The sequence below is a fragment of the Diaphorobacter sp. LI3 genome, assembly GCF_022807955.1.
Lineage (GTDB): Bacteria > Pseudomonadota > Gammaproteobacteria > Burkholderiales > Burkholderiaceae_C > Diaphorobacter > Diaphorobacter nitroreducens.
The window spans coordinates 3,531,738-3,545,693 of record NZ_CP094346.1 but is presented as its reverse complement, the minus strand read 5'-3'; the positions used below and the strand labels follow the sequence as shown (position 1 = coordinate 3,545,693).

General features: G+C 65.8%; 17 protein-coding genes. 14 read left to right on the top strand and 3 right to left on the bottom strand.

The features are described 5' to 3' along the window. Positions 1-83 precede the first annotated feature (83 nt). The 10 genes from galE to tatC all read left to right on the top strand — a co-directional run bounded on the left by galE (position 84) and on the right by tatC (position 6,474). Positions 84-1,103: a UDP-glucose 4-epimerase GalE gene (gene galE / locus MRB47_RS16605; RefSeq protein WP_103737805.1), complete on the top strand. Its 1,020-nt coding sequence runs from the start codon at positions 84-86 to the stop codon at positions 1,101-1,103. 158 nt (positions 1,104-1,261) lie between these two features. Continuing rightward, on the top strand, positions 1,262-2,041 hold the full coding sequence (gene hisF / locus MRB47_RS16600; RefSeq protein ID WP_252101236.1) for an imidazole glycerol phosphate synthase subunit HisF: 780 nt from the start codon (positions 1,262-1,264) through the stop codon (positions 2,039-2,041). A 104-nt stretch (positions 2,042-2,145) separates the two neighbouring features. After that, the gene (gene hisI, locus MRB47_RS16595; protein WP_252101235.1) at positions 2,146-2,544 is read left to right on the top strand and encodes a phosphoribosyl-AMP cyclohydrolase; all 399 of its coding nucleotides are present in this window, start codon (positions 2,146-2,148) and stop codon (positions 2,542-2,544) included. Positions 2,545-2,550: 6 nt separating this feature from the next. Then, on the top strand, positions 2,551-2,949 hold the full coding sequence (locus MRB47_RS16590; protein ID WP_011804226.1) for a phosphoribosyl-ATP diphosphatase: 399 nt from the start codon (positions 2,551-2,553) through the stop codon (positions 2,947-2,949). After that, a complete protein-coding gene (locus MRB47_RS16585; RefSeq protein ID WP_252101234.1) occupies positions 2,949-3,335 on the top strand; it encodes a DUF4870 family protein in 387 nt (128 codons plus the stop codon). Before MRB47_RS16590 ends, MRB47_RS16585 begins: the two co-directional genes overlap by 1 nt. Beyond that, the gene (locus MRB47_RS16580; protein WP_252101233.1) at positions 3,328-4,368 is read left to right on the top strand and encodes a patatin-like phospholipase family protein; all 1,041 of its coding nucleotides are present in this window, start codon (positions 3,328-3,330) and stop codon (positions 4,366-4,368) included. The genes MRB47_RS16585 and MRB47_RS16580 overlap by 8 nt, the downstream gene beginning before the upstream one ends. A 39-nt stretch (positions 4,369-4,407) precedes the next feature. Then, on the top strand, positions 4,408-4,767 hold the full coding sequence (locus tag MRB47_RS16575; protein ID WP_012655729.1) for a histidine triad nucleotide-binding protein: 360 nt from the start codon (positions 4,408-4,410) through the stop codon (positions 4,765-4,767). Positions 4,768-4,862: 95 nt separating this feature from the next. After that, complete coding sequence (gene tatA, locus MRB47_RS16570; RefSeq protein WP_252101232.1) at positions 4,863-5,111, top strand: Sec-independent protein translocase subunit TatA; 249 nt, start codon at positions 4,863-4,865, stop codon at positions 5,109-5,111. 32 nt (positions 5,112-5,143) lie between these two features. Then, on the top strand, positions 5,144-5,623 hold the full coding sequence (tatB, locus tag MRB47_RS16565) for a Sec-independent protein translocase protein TatB (protein WP_012655731.1): 480 nt from the start codon (positions 5,144-5,146) through the stop codon (positions 5,621-5,623). A 62-nt stretch (positions 5,624-5,685) separates the two neighbouring features. Then, positions 5,686-6,474 carry a twin-arginine translocase subunit TatC gene (tatC, locus tag MRB47_RS16560; RefSeq protein ID WP_012655732.1) on the top strand — a complete coding sequence of 263 codons (789 nt, stop codon included), beginning with the start codon at positions 5,686-5,688 and terminating at the stop codon, positions 6,472-6,474. A gap of 135 nt (positions 6,475-6,609) precedes the next feature. Here tatC and MRB47_RS16555 read toward each other — a convergent pair whose 3' ends face one another. Both MRB47_RS16555 and MRB47_RS16550 read right to left on the bottom strand, forming a co-directional pair. Continuing rightward, a complete protein-coding gene (locus tag MRB47_RS16555) occupies positions 6,610-7,749 on the bottom strand; it encodes a trypsin-like peptidase domain-containing protein (protein ID WP_135148439.1) in 1,140 nt (379 codons plus the stop codon). Between the two features lie 136 nt (positions 7,750-7,885). Further along, positions 7,886-9,229 (bottom strand): ferric reductase-like transmembrane domain-containing protein, encoded by a 1,344-nt coding sequence (locus MRB47_RS16550; protein WP_252101231.1) that lies wholly within the window; start codon positions 9,227-9,229, stop codon positions 7,886-7,888. A 140-nt stretch (positions 9,230-9,369) separates the two neighbouring features. Here MRB47_RS16550 and MRB47_RS16545 point away from each other — a divergent pair, with 140 nt between their 5' ends. Together MRB47_RS16545 and pdxA are read left to right on the top strand one after the other, a co-directional pair. Continuing rightward, on the top strand, positions 9,370-10,134 hold the full coding sequence (locus MRB47_RS16545; protein WP_012655735.1) for a Nif3-like dinuclear metal center hexameric protein: 765 nt from the start codon (positions 9,370-9,372) through the stop codon (positions 10,132-10,134). A 76-nt stretch (positions 10,135-10,210) separates the two neighbouring features. After that, positions 10,211-11,266 carry a 4-hydroxythreonine-4-phosphate dehydrogenase PdxA gene (pdxA, locus tag MRB47_RS16540; protein ID WP_252101230.1) on the top strand — a complete coding sequence of 352 codons (1,056 nt, stop codon included), beginning with the start codon at positions 10,211-10,213 and terminating at the stop codon, positions 11,264-11,266. A gap of 74 nt (positions 11,267-11,340) precedes the next feature. On the opposite strand, the gene mscL is transcribed toward pdxA, so the two are convergent. Beyond that, positions 11,341-11,769 (bottom strand): large conductance mechanosensitive channel protein MscL, encoded by a 429-nt coding sequence (gene mscL / locus MRB47_RS16535; protein ID WP_011804237.1) that lies wholly within the window; start codon positions 11,767-11,769, stop codon positions 11,341-11,343. Positions 11,770-11,903: 134 nt separating this feature from the next. Between mscL and petA the strand changes: the two genes are divergently transcribed. Then, entirely contained in the window at positions 11,904-12,503 is a 600-nt protein-coding gene (gene petA, locus MRB47_RS16530; protein ID WP_012655737.1) for a ubiquinol-cytochrome c reductase iron-sulfur subunit, read from the top strand. A 15-nt stretch (positions 12,504-12,518) separates the two neighbouring features. Continuing rightward, a complete protein-coding gene (locus MRB47_RS16525; protein WP_252101229.1) occupies positions 12,519-13,940 on the top strand; it encodes a cytochrome b in 1,422 nt (473 codons plus the stop codon). Positions 13,941-13,956: the final 16 nt, after the last annotated feature.

Genomic DNA, 13,956 nt, shown 5'->3' with positions numbered 1-13,956 from the left:
TCCCGATCCATCGGATTGTCACGTTTGTTAACACTGCGTTTGCCACAATCCCGACCAGACTTGTACGCATATAGGAGGGATCTGTGATCTTGGTGACCGGAGGCGCGGGCTACATCGGCTCGCACATGTGTGTGGCGCTGGCTCAGGCGAACGAGCCGTTCCTGGTATTGGACAACTTTGGCAACAGCCGCCCCTCGGTGCTGGAGCGCATCGGGCGCATCACGGGGCGCGAGCCCGAATGCGTGCGGGGCGACGTGCGCGACGCGGCGCTGCTGCAGCAGTTGTTTGCACGCCACGAATTCACGGCGGTGATCCACTTCGCCGCGCTCAAGGCGGTGGGCGAATCGGTGCGCGAGCCCCTGGCGTACTACGACAACAACGTCGCGGGCACGGTCACGCTGCTGCAGGCCATGCGGCAGGCGGGCGTGCGCCAGCTGGTGTTCTCGTCGTCCGCCACGGTGTATGGCGACCCGGCCTCCTTGCCGATACGCGAGGACTGCCCGCTCTCGGCCACCAACCCTTACGGCTGGAGCAAGCTGATGATGGAGCAGGTGCTGGCCGACGTGGACCACGCCGAGCCCGGCCAGTGGCGCATTGCGCGGCTGCGCTACTTCAACCCCGTGGGCGCGCACGAGAGCGGGCTGATCGGCGAGGACCCGCAGGACATTCCCAACAACCTCATGCCCTACGTGGCCCAGGTGGCCACGGGCCAGCGCGAGGTGCTGAGCGTGTACGGCGGCGACTACCCCACGCCCGACGGCACGGGCGTGCGCGACTACATCCACGTGTGCGACCTGGCCGAGGGCCACGTGGCCGCGCTGCGCTACCTGCGCGCGCATCCGGGGCTGCTCACGGTGAACCTCGGCACGGGACGGCCGGTGTCGGTGCTGGAGATGGTGCGCGGGTTCGAGCAGGCCAGCGGCCGTGCCGTGCCCTACCAGGTGGTGGCGCGCCGCCCCGGCGATGTGGCCGCCTGCTGGGCCGACCCAGCCCTGGCCGAGCGCCTGCTGGGCTGGCGCGCGCGACGCGATGTGCAGGCCATGTGCCGGGATGCCTGGCGCTGGCAGGATGGCGAGGCGCGCCGACTGGGCGATGCTCCTTGATTGATAGCTGGTCGCGCTTGTCAATCAAGGAATTGATGGGGGAAATGGTTTGGAAACCAAATCCGACGAGCGCGAAAAGCTATTGATTCAATAGCTGAGCATGGCGCCGCCCATGGTATCTTGCGGCCCTTCTTCTTCAAAAGCCGGAGTGCTGGCGCATGCTTGCCAAACGCATCATTCCCTGCCTTGACGTGACCGGTGGCCGTGTCGTCAAGGGTGTCAACTTTGTCGAGCTGCGCGACGCGGGCGATCCGGTGGAGATCGCCGCGCGCTACAACGCGCAGGGCGCCGACGAGCTCACCTTCCTGGACATCACCGCCACCAGCGACGGGCGCGACCTGATTCTGCCCATCATCGAGGCCGTGGCCAGCCAGGTCTTCATCCCCCTGACCGTAGGCGGCGGCGTGCGCACCGTGGAAGATGTGCGCCGCCTGCTCAATGCGGGCGCGGACAAGACCAGCTTCAACTCCGCCGCGATCGCCAACCCCGACGTCATCAGCCAGGCCTCGGCCAAGTACGGCGCGCAGTGCATCGTCGTGGCCATCGATGCCAAGCGCCGCCAGGGCGCGGAAGTGGCCGAGCGCGGCGAGGGCTGGGATGTGTACAGCCACGGCGGGCGCAAGAACACCGGCCTGGACGCCGTGCAGTGGGCCGTGGAGATGGCGCGCCGCGGTGCGGGTGAGATCCTGCTGACCAGCATGGACCGCGACGGCACCAAGAGCGGGTTTGATCTGCAACTCACCCGTGCGGTGAGCGACGCCGTGGGCGTGCCCGTGATCGCCTCGGGCGGCGTGGGCAACCTGGACCATCTGGCCGATGGGGTGCAGCAGGGCGGCGCGGATGCGGTGCTGGCGGCCAGCATCTTCCACTACGGCGAGTTCACCGTGCGCCAGGCCAAGGAGCGCATGCGCGAGCGCGGCATCCCCGTGCGGCTCTGACGCCGCGAATGGATGCCGAAAAGGCCTGTAGCGCGCTTCCAACAAGTGCTGTAAGCTATAAAAAATGTAGCATACATCGGCGTTGTAACTGCCGATGACCGACAATGGACACCATGAACTGGCTTGATCAAGTGAAATGGGATGCGCAGGGCCTGGTGCCCGTGATTGCGCAGGAGGCCGCCACGGGCGACGTGCTGATGTTTGCCTGGATGAACCGCGAGGCGCTGGCCAAGACCGCCGAGCTGGGCCGCGCCGTGTACTACAGCCGCTCGCGCGGCAAGCTGTGGTTCAAGGGCGAGGAGTCGGGCCATGTGCAGCAGGTGCACGACATTCGCCTGGACTGCGACAGCGACGTGGTGCTGCTGAAGGTGACGCAGCTGGGCCACGAGCCCGGCATTGCCTGCCACACGGGCCGTCACAGCTGCTTCTTCAACGCTCTCCAGAATGGCGCTTGGCAGGCTGTCGATCCGATCTTGAAAGACCCCGAATCCATCTACAAATAAGAAGCCATGACCCGCACCGATACCCATGCCCCTCTGTCGCAGGACGCGCTTGCGCGGCTGGCCGGCGTCATCGAGAGCCGCAAGCCCGCCAACGGCGGCGACCCTGACAAGAGCTACGTCGCGCGGCTGCTGCACAAGGGGCCTGACGCCTTCCTCAAGAAGGTGGGCGAGGAGGCGACCGAGGTGGTCATGGCGGCCAAGGACTTGGACCATGGCGCCGACAAGGCCAAGCTGGTGTACGAGGTGGCCGACCTGTGGTTCCATTCGATGATCGCGCTGGCGCATTACGGGCTTGCCCCCGCCGACGTGATTGCCGAGCTGGAGCGCCGCGAGGGCATCAGCGGCATCGAAGAAAAGGCCCTGCGCAAGGCCGCAGCCCGCAGCAGCGAAGAAGGAGGTGCGTGATGAACAACGATATCGTCGACGTGGAGCCCAGCGAGCGGGCCGAATCCCTCAAGACGGTCGGATGGGTCAGCTACATCCTGCACCTGATCGTGGCCGTGGCGGCGGTGCTGCCGGGCGCGCAGCCTAGCGCCGCGCTGCTCATCGTCGCGCTGGTGATCGACCTGGTGAAGAAAAGCGATGCCGCGGGTACCTGGCAGGCCAGCCATTTCTCCTGGCGCGTGCGCACCGTGATCTGGGCCGGCGTGCTGTACGCGGTCACTGCGCCGCTGTGGCTGGTTTTCTTTTTCCCGGGTTGGATCGCCTGGGGCCTGATGTCCATCTGGTTCCTCTACCGCATCGTGCGCGGCATGGTGGCCATGAACAAGGGGCAGGCCATCGATGCCTGAGCAGGGCGCGCCGCGGCGGCTCAACCTCGCGCTGCAGGGCGGCGGCTCGCATGGCGCGCTGACCTGGGGCGTGCTGGATGCGTTGCTCGAAGACGGCCAGTTCCTCATCGACGGCGTGAGCGGCACCAGCGCCGGTGCCATGAATGCCGTTGCGCTGGCCCACGGATTCGCCCAGGCCGCGCGGGAACACAAAGACCCGCTGGAGGCGCACCGCGCCGGCTGCGAACTGGCGCGCGCCACGCTGGCGCGGCTGTGGGAAGGCGTGGGCACACTCGGCAGCCTGACCTGGGGCATCCCCTTGCCCGGTGCCGGGCCGCTGCTGGGCATGATGTCCCACTGGCTGTCGCCCTACCAGACCAATCCGCTGGACATCAACCCCCTGCGGAGGGTGCTGGAGCGCGAGGTGGACTTCGAGGCCCTGGTTTCTGCGCGTGCGCCGCAGTCCACCACTGTGCCGCAGGTGTTCGTGTGCGCGACCAATGTGCGCACGGGGCGCGGGGAGATTTTCACCGGCAAGCGGCTCAGTGCCGATGCCGTCATGGCCTCGGCCTGCCTGCCGCTGCTGTTCAAGGCGGTGGAGATTGACGGCGAGCATTACTGGGACGGTGGCTATTCCGGCAACCCCGCGCTGCATCCGCTGATCTACAAGACCGACTGCGCCGATGTGCTGCTGGTGCAGATCAACCCCATTGAGCACCAGGGCGTGCCCGACAGTGCCAGCGAGATCATGGAGCGCATGAACGAAGTCACGTTCAACGCCGCCCTGCTGTCCGAGCTGCGCGCCATCGAGTTCGTGCGGCGGCTGCTGGCCGAAGGCAAGCTGGACGCGCGCCGCTACAAGAGCGTGCGCATGCACCGCATCGATGGTGGCGCGGTGCTCGAGCCGTTCGGAGCCGCCAGCAAGCTGCGGGCGGACCTGGCCTTCGTGCGCCGCTTGTTCGACCTGGGCAGGGCGGCCGGCCAGGATTGGCTGCAGGCCCACCGGGCGGACGTGGGCGTGCGCACCACGGTCAACATCGCCGACAATGCGTGACCTTTCCACTGCCTGTTGACCGCCTTTTCGCCCTCCGCCATGCAGCACGACCCGAACTGCCTCTTCTGCAAGATCATCGCCGGCCAGATCCCCTCGAAGAAGGTGTACGAGGACGAGCGGGTGTTTGCCTTCCACGACATCCACCCCTGGGCGCCGGTGCATTTTCTCGTGGTGCCCAAGGTCCATTTGCATTCCATGGCGGCGGTCACGCCCGAGCACGCGGACCTGCTGGGGCACATGATGACGCTGGCGCCCAAGCTGGCGCAGGAGCAGGGCTGCAACCCTTATCCGGACGGAGGATTCCGCATCGTGGTAAATACCGGTTCCGAGGGTGGCCAGGAGATCCACCACCTGCACATGCACGTGATCGGCGGTCCCCGTCCCTGGCTCAAGGGGTAAGTTGGCACGCCTGCAGCCGCCGTGAAGTTGCTAGGGATATGAGGGGCCCGACATATCCGCCGTCTAGAATGGGCCGTATTCGTTAGGAGATTTCCATGGGTTCGTTTTCCATTTGGCACTGGCTCATCGTGCTGCTGATCGTCGTGATGGTGTTCGGCACCAAGAAGCTCAAGAACATCGGCTCCGACCTGGGCGGCGCGGTCAAGGGTTTTAAGGACGGCATGAAGGATGGCGCCAGCACCGATGACTCGGCCACCGCCAGCGCGCCCGCGGGCCAGGTGACCAACAACAGCACGGCTGCCGACAAGACCACGATCGACGTCGAAGCCAAGCACAAGAGCTGAACGCCTACGCCTTTCCTGCCTGAGCGTTCCTCATGATCGACATTGGCCTGTCCAAGATGGCGCTGATTGGCGCCGTGGCCCTCATCGTCATCGGCCCCGAGAAGCTGCCGCGCGTCGCGCGCACGGTGGGCACCTTGCTGGGCAAGGCGCAGCGTTACGTGGCCGACGTCAAGGCGGAGGTCAACCGCTCCATGGAGCTGGACGAGCTGCGCAAGATGAAAGACACCGTGGAGAACGCGGCGCGCGACGTGGAGCAGACCATCCACACCAGCGCCAGCGATTTCCAGAAGGACATGGAGCACAGCCTGGGCGACGCCTCTGCTTCCGGCAGCACCTACGGGGTGGACCAAGGCCTGTCCACCGTGGTCCCGGCGTACAAGCACCCAGCCAAGAACTGGCGCCTCAAGCGCGGTGCCATGCCCCAGTGGTACAAGGCGCGCGCGGGCGTGCGCACGCGGGTGCAGTCAGGCGCGGCGCGCGTGGCACGGTTCCGCCCCCAGAAATTCCATTGATCCCCTGATGGGCTGCGCCCCGTGCAGCCCGCGCGGGCCATGATCCCGCCCCCACCCCCACCATGTCCGAAACACCGAACAAAGAAGACGAGCTCGCCGGTACCGAGCAGCCTTTCGTGCAGCACCTGATGGAGCTGCGCGACCGCCTCGTGAAGGCCATGATCGCGGTGGGGGTCGTCGCGGCCGCCCTGTTCTTCTATCCCGGTCCCGGCCAGCTGTACGACTTCCTGGCCGCGCCTTTGGTGGCCCACTTGCCGCAGGGGGCGACCATGATCGCCACCTCGGTGATCTCGCCCTTCATGGTGCCGCTCAAGATCCTGCTGATGTCGGCGTTCCTCGTGGCGCTGCCCTTCGTGCTGTGGCAGGTGTGGGCCTTCGTGGCACCGGGGCTGTATTCGCACGAGAAGCGCCTGGTGCTGCCGCTGGTGGTTTCCAGCACGGTGCTGTTCTTCATCGGCGTGGCGTTCTGCTACTTCTTCGTGTTTGGGCAGGTGTTCAGCTTCATCCAGGGTTTTGCACCCAAGAGCATCACGGCCGCGCCGGACATCGAGGCCTACCTGGGCTTCGTGATGACCATGTTCCTCGCCTTCGGCCTGGCCTTCGAGGTGCCGATCGCCGTGGTGGTGCTGGCGCGCCTGAACGTCGTGAGCGTGGAAAAGCTCAAGAGCTTCCGCGGCTACTTCATCGTGGTCGCGTTCGTGATCGCCGCCATCGTCACGCCGCCCGACGTGGTGTCGCAACTGGCGCTGGCGATTCCCATGTGCCTGCTCTACGAGTTGGGCATCTGGGCGGCGCAGCTGTTCATCCGCCATACCAAGGCACCCGAAGATCCGCAGGAATCCGCGCCGTGAGCGTGCACTGAGCCACCGCCGCGCTGCGGGGGGCCGCCGGCGCCCGGTGGTGCACCGTTCAGGAGTGGAAATAAAAATAGCTTCCCGCGCTTTGTAGACAAGCGCGGGAAGCTATTTTTTTGATAGCAATGCCGTTCAGCGGCGCTGTTGCACGCGGGGCCGCGTGCCCGGCACCACCGATACTTCCAGCCGCGCGTCGCCGCGCTGCAGCGCAAAGCTGGCCGCGGAGCCGGGCTTGAGGGACGCCACCGCCGTGAGCAGTTGCGACACGTTGTTGGTGGCTTTGTCCTCCACGCTCAGGATCACGTCGCCCGGCCGCACCCCCGCCACTGCCGCGGGACCGCCCTGCAGCACGCCGGTGATGATCACGCCCTCCGTGGCCTTCACGCCAAAGGTCTGCGCCAGTTCCGGGGACAGTTCGTTGGGCTCCACGCCGATCCAGCCGCGCGTGACCTGCCCGTCGCGCACGATACCGTCCAGCACCAGCTTGGCCGTCGACACGGGAATGGCAAAGCCGATGCCCATGCTGCCGCCTGAGCGGGAGTAGATGGCGGTGTTGATGCCCATCAGGTTGCCATTCACGTCCACCAGCGCGCCGCCGGAGTTGCCGGGGTTGATGGCCGCGTCGGTCTGAATGAAGTTCTCGAAGGTGTTGATGCCCAGTTGGCTGCGGCCCAGGGCCGACACGATGCCGCTGGTGACCGTCTGGCCCACGCCAAAGGGGTTGCCGATGGCCAGCACCTGATCGCCCACGGCGAGCTGGTCGGAGTCGCCCAGCACGATGACGGGCAGCTTGTCGAGATCCACCTTCAGCACGGCCAGGTCGGTTTCAGGGTCGGTCCCGATCACGGTGGCGCGCGCGCGCCGGCTGTCGGTGAGCGTGACCTCGATCTCGTCGGCGCCCTCCACCACGTGGTTGTTGGTGAGGATGTAGCCGTCGGGGCTGATGATCACGCCGCTGCCCAGGCCGGTTTGCGCCTGGGTGCCCTGGTCGCCAAAGAAGAATTGGAACCACGGGTCGTTGCTGCGCGGGTGACGCACGGCCTTGCTGGTGTTGATGCTGACCACCGCTGGCGCCGCCTTGCGCGCCGCCCCACTGAAGCTGCCCGCCGCGGGCTGGGCGGACGTGGAGGAGGGCGCCTCGATGAGCGATATGCCAGCGCCGCTGCGTGTGGCGCCGCGCTGCAGCCAGTCGGGCTGCAGGGTGGCCACCACGAAGTACGCAGCCAGCAGCACGGTGACGGATTGGGAGAGCAGGAGCCAGAGGCGTTTCATGGGGCGTGATGCGGTTGGAAGGCGAGCGCAAATTGTAGGCGTGTGCCCCGGTTTCGGGGCGTGGGACGGCGCGGAGCGAGTCCCCGCAGACGGCAGTGGCGGGCCTGGCGTTGCAAGGGGCCTGCCTCGCGTCGCATCAGCGCATCTGGAACAGTTCCTGGTGGAAGGCCTGCGTGGGCAGGCCGTGCGCGGCCAGGTCTGCCCGCAGGGCAGAGGCGAACGGTATCGGGCCGCAAAACCAGACGCTGGCGTTTCGCCATTCGGGCACCAGCGCTCGCAGACGCTCGCCGTCCAGGCGCCCGTCCTGTGCATCCACGAACAGGTGCAGGCGCACGCCGGCGGCCTGCGCATCGACACGCAGCTTGTCCAGCGCCACCGGGTCGTGGTCGGCGGTGGTGTGGAACAGGTCGATGGGCCGGGTGGAGTGGGAGCCCCCGTGCGCGAGTTGTTTCATGCGTGCGATGAATGGCGTAATGCCGATGCCGGCGCCGATCCAGATCTGGCGCGGACGTGCGTCGTCGAATGTGAAGCAGCCGTACGGCCCCTCCACCGTCACGTGGTCGCCCACGCGCAGGCGGTCGGGCAGGCGGCTGGTGTGGTCACCGAGGGCCTTGGTGATGAAAGTGACGCACGGGTCTTGTGGCATCCACGCCGATGCGATGGTGTAGGGGTGCGCGCCTTCCTTGGGGTCGGAGGTGACGAAGGCGAATTGCCCCGCGCGGTGCCCCGGCCAGAGGCCGTCGAGACGGATGCGCGTTTCCAGCACGCGCAGCGCGGGATAAGGCTGCAATGAAACGATGCGACCCTGAACGGTGCGGCGCCCGCCCACGCGGCGGGTCAGTACCAGCACGGCTGATACCGTGCCGGCGGCCACCAGCAGGGCCAGCAGCCAGCCGATCGGCTGCGACCAGTAGCTCCACTGCACCAGCACCACGGTGTGGAAGACCAGCGCCAGGTAAGCCACGGCCAGCAACTGGTGCGTCTTGGCGAACAGGCGGTACGGAAAGCGCTTGACCAGCGCCAGCACGATGAGCAGTACCGCTGCGTAGAACGCCCACTCGCCCACGCCTTCGGCGAGGCCGCGCCAATCGCGCAGCGTGGCCTCGGCAATGCCCAGGCTCTCGGCAGGCGGGCGCGGCCCGCGCGGCGGCCGGGTGAGCCAACCCCATCCCACGGCCCATTTGGTGCCCTTGGCCCAGAGCCAGTGCACCGTGCCGATCGCCAGCGCGGCGATGCCCAGCCACTTGTGCAGACGGTACATCTTGTCCAGCCCGTCCAAATGCCGCTCCAGCCACACGGGGCGCACGGCCAACAGCATGGCGAGCGACATCGCGCCCATCACCAGCACACCGCTGTATTGCACCCAGACGGTGCGCAGCGCGAAGTAGCCCGGCTGCGCGGGCCATAGCGTGTCGGCCATCAGCCACAGCGCGGTGAGGCCGAGCAAGAAGGCCCAGAAGGCCCACGTGATGCGTTTCATCCCAATTCCCTGTTGGTTGTCATGGTGGTTTGCCAGGCAGTCTAGGAGCGCGTTTGCGCGGGATTTTTTAAGCAGTGTGAAGCATGGGTAAACACGTTTGATGTGGGTCAGCGCAGGGGCACATCGCGGACAATTGCCGCATGTCTCATCCTTCGCATACCGACCGGGACGCGCTGCTGGCGGCCTTTGATGCCGAACTGCAGCCCGAACGCTTCAAGGATTATGGGCCCAATGGGCTGCAGGTAGAAGGCAGGCGCGAGATCGCGCGCATCGTCAGCGGAGTCACGGCCAGCCGCGCGCTGATCGATGCCGCCATTGCCGCGCGGGCCGACGCCATCTTCGTGCACCACGGCTTGTTCTGGCGGGGCATGGACGGCCGCGTGACCGGCTGGATGAAGCAGCGCCTGCAGCGCCTGCTGGCACACGACATCAATCTGTTTGCCTACCACTTGCCACTGGACGCGCATGCGCAGTGGGGCAACAACGCACAGCTGGGGCGCGTGCTGGGCTGGCAGCCCGACCAGCGTTTTGGCGAGCAGGACCTGGGCTTTGCCGCGCCGGCGGACTTCGCAGATGTGGGTGCGCTGGCCGCGCACGTGCAAGCGGCGCTGGGCCGTGCGGCCACGGTGGTGGCGCCGGAGCAGGTGCGCCCCATCCGCCGCGTGGCCTGGTGCACGGGCGGCGCGCAAGGGTTCTTCGAGTCCGCCATCGCCGCGGGGGCGGATGCCTTCATTACCGGCGAGATCTCCGAACAGCAGACCCACCTCGCGCGCGAGACGGGCGTGGCCTTCATCGCAGCCGGCCACCATGCCACCGAACGCTACGGTGCGCCGGCGCTCGCGGCCCATGTCGCGCAGCGGTTGGGGTTGGAGCACCGCTTCATCGATATCGACAATCCTGCTTGAGTTTTGCTATTGAAAGTATAGCTGCTTGCGCTTTGTGGTAGAGCGCTAGGGCCCTATTTGATCTATAGGCTTATTCATGAATGCACTTCCCGCGCTTGCCATCACCCAGGGGGATCCCGCAGGCATCGGTCCGGAAATCGTGGCCAAGGCGTTTCGCGATGCGCCACAGGTGCTGCGCGGCTGCTTCGTCGTGGGAGACCTGCCGACCATGCGCCGCGCGGCGTCCTGCATCATGCGGCCGGGCCAGCCCAGTCTGCCCGTGGCGCGGCTGGATGCGCACCGTGCGCCGGTCGACCTGGCCGACATTCCGCCGCGCTGCCTGCCCGTATGGCAACTGCCGGAATTGGAGGGCGTGGCCCCTGCGCCCTGGGGGCGGGTGAGCGCCGAAGCCGGGCGTGCCGCGGCGGCGTGCGTGGTGTGGGCTGCGCGTGCTGCATTGCGCGGCGACGTTGCGGCGCTGGTGACGGCGCCTTTGCACAAGGAGGCGCTCGCGGCCGCGGGCGTGCACCATCCCGGTCACACGGAACTGCTGCAAGCCGAGTCGGCGCTCCATGCGGGCGTGTCCTTGCAGCAGATGCCCGTGCGCATGATGCTCGCGAATGACGAGCTGCGCACCGTGCTCGTCAGTATCCACGTCGCGCTGCGCGATGCCATTACCGCGGTGACGCAGGACAGCGTGCTGCAGACGCTGCGGATCACCCATGCCGCGCTCTCGCGCAGCCTGGGGCGCGCTCCGCGCATTGGCGTGGCGGGGCTCAATCCGCATGCGGGCGAGGGGGGCTTGTTCGGCCGCGAGGAGCTCGAAATCATCGCGCCGGCCGTGACGCAGGCGCGCAGTGAGGGGATCGATGCCCACGGCCCGTTTGCACCCGACACCATTTTCATGCGCGCCCGCTCCACGCCGCAGCGCGCCGGCGAGTTTGACGTGGTGCTGGCCATGTACCACGACCAGGGCCTGATCCCGGTGAAGTACTTGGGCGTGGACAAGGGGGTGAACGTCACGCTCGGGTTGCCGCTCGTGCGCACCAGCCCCGACCACGGCACGGCCTTCGACATCGCGGGGCAGGGGACGGCGGATGCGGAGAGCCTGATCGAAGCCGTGCGCATGGCGCGGCAGTTGGCGCGGCCCTGAACGTCTCCCTGAAATCCAAAGGCCCGCCGCCCGGGGAGGGCGGTGGGCCTTTTTACGCGCCCTCTGGCGTGCTGTCAGCGCTTGAGGCTGTCGCGGATCTCGCGCAGCAGCTGGATGTCCTCGGGAGTGGCGGGCGGGGCGGGCGGCTCGACGGGTGTCTCACGCTTGAGCCGGTTGATCTGTTTGACCATCACGAAGATGATGAACGCGAGGATCACGAAATTGACCGCGACGGTGATGAAATTGCCGTAAGCCAGTACCGGCACGCCCGCTTTGCGAATCGCCTCCAGCGTATAGGGCGTGCCCTCCGGCACGCTGCCCAGCACGATGAACAGGTTGGAGAAGTCCAGCTTGCCGAACACCAAGCCCACGACCGGCATGATGAGGTCGCTGACGACGGAGTCGACGATCTTGCCGAAGGCGCCACCGATGATCACGCCGACCGCGAGGTCAATGACGTTGCCCTTAACGGCAAACTCCCGAAACTCTTTGGCAATGCCCATTTCGTTTTTCCTTTGATATAGATGAAAACACTGAACTATTGCTTAGCTTAAGTCCAGCAGCAGCGTTGGAATAACCATTTTCACTCCGCTACAATTTGCGGTTGACCCCTTAGCGAAGCATACCGAGGATCCCCATGAGTGAAACTCCGATCGACTCCAGCAAGCGGACGTGGCTGATTGCGTCCGGCTGCGCTGGTGCGGTGGGCGGCGTGGCGACTGCCGTTCCTTTTGTGAGCACTTTCCAACCGTCTGAAAAGGCCAAGGCAGCGGGTGCTGCCGTCGAGGTGGATATCTCGGGTCTCAAGCCCGGCGAAAAAATCACCGTGGAATGGCGTGGAAAGCCTGTTTGGATTGTCAAGCGCACGCCCGAGCAGCTTGCCGAGCTGCCCAAGCTGGATGCGCAGCTTGCCGATCCCAAATCGGCGCGCAACCCTGCGGAGCTCACGCCGGAATATGCGCGCAACGAATGGCGCTCCATCAAACCCGAGGTGCTCGTGGCCGTGGGTATCTGCTCCCACCTTGGCTGCTCTCCCACGGAGAAGTTCGCGTCGGGCCCGCAGCCTTCCCTGCCTGACGACTGGAAGGGCGGTTTCCTGTGCCCTTGCCATGGCTCCACATTCGACATGGCGGGCCGTGTGTTCAAGAACAAGCCTGCGCCTGACAATCTCGAAGTGCCGCCGCACATGTACCTGTCGGAGACCAAGCTCCTGATCGGTGAAGACAAGAAGGCCTGAGGGAGGCACTGACAAATGGCTGCTTATCGCGAATTCAAGGAAGTCTCGCCCAACGCGTCCGCGGGCGCGAAGGTCACCAACTGGCTGGAAAACCGTTTCCCCACGGCTTTCGATGCCTACAAGGTGCACATGTCGGAGTACTACGCTCCGAAGAACTTCAACTTCTGGTACATCTTCGGCTCGCTGGCGCTGCTGGTACTGGTGATCCAGATCGTCACCGGCATCTTCCTCGTGATGCACTACAAGCCCGACGCTGCCAAGGCGTTCGAGTCTGTCGAGTACATCATGCGCGATGTGCCGTGGGGCTGGCTGATCCGCTACATGCACTCGACCGGTGCGTCGGCCTTCTTCGTGGTCGTGTACCTGCATATGTTCCGCGGCCTGCTGTACGGCTCCTATCGCAAGCCACGCGAACTGGTGTGGATCTTCGGCTGCGCCATCTTCCTGGCGCTGATGGCCGAGGCGTTCATGGGCTATCTGCTGCCCTGGGGCCAGATGTCCTACTGGGGCGCACAGGTGATCGTGAACCTGTTCTCCGCCATTCCCTTCATCGGCCCCGATCTGGCGCTGCTGATCCGTGGCGACTATGTGGTGGGCGATGCGACGCTGAACCGCTTCTTCAGCTTCCACGTGATCGCTGTGCCGCTGGTGCTGCTGGGCCTGGTGGTGGCGCACTTGCTGGCGCTGCATGACGTGGGCTCCAACAACCCTGATGGCATCGAAATCAAGGGCCCCGGCAAGCCCGTGGATGAGCATGGCCACCCGCTGGACGGCGTACCTTTCCACCCTTACTACACGGTGCACGACATCCTGGGCGTGGGCGTGTTCCTGTTCATCTTCTCGGCGGTGGTGTTCTTCGCTCCCGAACTGGGTGGCTACTTCCTGGAGTACAACAACTTCATCCCGGCCGATCCGCTGCAGACGCCTGCCCACATCGCCCCGGTGTGGTACTTCACGCCCTTCTATTCCATGCTGCGCGCCATCACCACCGAGATGATGTACGTGTTGATCGCATGTGTGGTGCTGGGTGCGGGCTTCGGTGTATTCAAGGCCCGTTTGCCTGCGCTCATCAAGGGTGGCGTAGCGCTGGCAGCCGCCGTGGCCATCGCCCTCATGCTGGCTATTGACGCCAAGTTTTGGGGCGTGGTGGTGATGGGTGGTGCCGTGATCATTCTGTTCTTCCTGCCCTGGCTGGACCAGAGCCCTGCACGCTCGATCCGCTATCGCCCGACATGGCACAAGTACCTGTACGCAGTATTCGTGGTTGTGTTCGTCATCCTGGCCTACCTGGGCGTGCAACCGCCATCGCCCATCGGCGAGCGGGTTTCGCAAGTGGGTACGCTGTTCTACTTTGGTTTCTTCCTGCTCATGCCCTGGTGGAGCCGCTTGGGTACACCCAAGCCCGTGCCGGACCGCGTGACTTTTGCTGCGCACTGAGCTGGAGACGACAACA

Coding starts and splice junctions, on each gene's coding strand:
- MRB47_RS16555 (WP_135148439.1), bottom strand. CDS start 7,749: ATGAAACGCCTCTGGCTCCTGCTCTCCCAATCCGTCACCGTGCTGCTG.
- hisF (WP_252101236.1), top strand. CDS start 1,262: ATGCTTGCCAAACGCATCATTCCCTGCCTTGACGTGACCGGTGGCCGT.
- hisI (WP_252101235.1), top strand. CDS start 2,146: ATGGACACCATGAACTGGCTTGATCAAGTGAAATGGGATGCGCAGGGC.
- tatA (WP_252101232.1), top strand. CDS start 4,863: ATGGGTTCGTTTTCCATTTGGCACTGGCTCATCGTGCTGCTGATCGTC.
- MRB47_RS16575 (WP_012655729.1), top strand. CDS start 4,408: ATGCAGCACGACCCGAACTGCCTCTTCTGCAAGATCATCGCCGGCCAG.
- MRB47_RS16590 (WP_011804226.1), top strand. CDS start 2,551: ATGACCCGCACCGATACCCATGCCCCTCTGTCGCAGGACGCGCTTGCG.
- MRB47_RS16525 (WP_252101229.1), top strand. CDS start 12,519: ATGGCTGCTTATCGCGAATTCAAGGAAGTCTCGCCCAACGCGTCCGCG.
- pdxA (WP_252101230.1), top strand. CDS start 10,211: ATGAATGCACTTCCCGCGCTTGCCATCACCCAGGGGGATCCCGCAGGC.
- tatC (WP_012655732.1), top strand. CDS start 5,686: ATGTCCGAAACACCGAACAAAGAAGACGAGCTCGCCGGTACCGAGCAG.
- petA (WP_012655737.1), top strand. CDS start 11,904: ATGAGTGAAACTCCGATCGACTCCAGCAAGCGGACGTGGCTGATTGCG.
- MRB47_RS16580 (WP_252101233.1), top strand. CDS start 3,328: ATGCCTGAGCAGGGCGCGCCGCGGCGGCTCAACCTCGCGCTGCAGGGC.
- MRB47_RS16545 (WP_012655735.1), top strand. CDS start 9,370: ATGTCTCATCCTTCGCATACCGACCGGGACGCGCTGCTGGCGGCCTTT.
- tatB (WP_012655731.1), top strand. CDS start 5,144: ATGATCGACATTGGCCTGTCCAAGATGGCGCTGATTGGCGCCGTGGCC.
- MRB47_RS16550 (WP_252101231.1), bottom strand. CDS start 9,229: ATGAAACGCATCACGTGGGCCTTCTGGGCCTTCTTGCTCGGCCTCACC.
- MRB47_RS16585 (WP_252101234.1), top strand. CDS start 2,949: ATGAACAACGATATCGTCGACGTGGAGCCCAGCGAGCGGGCCGAATCC.
- mscL (WP_011804237.1), bottom strand. CDS start 11,769: ATGGGCATTGCCAAAGAGTTTCGGGAGTTTGCCGTTAAGGGCAACGTC.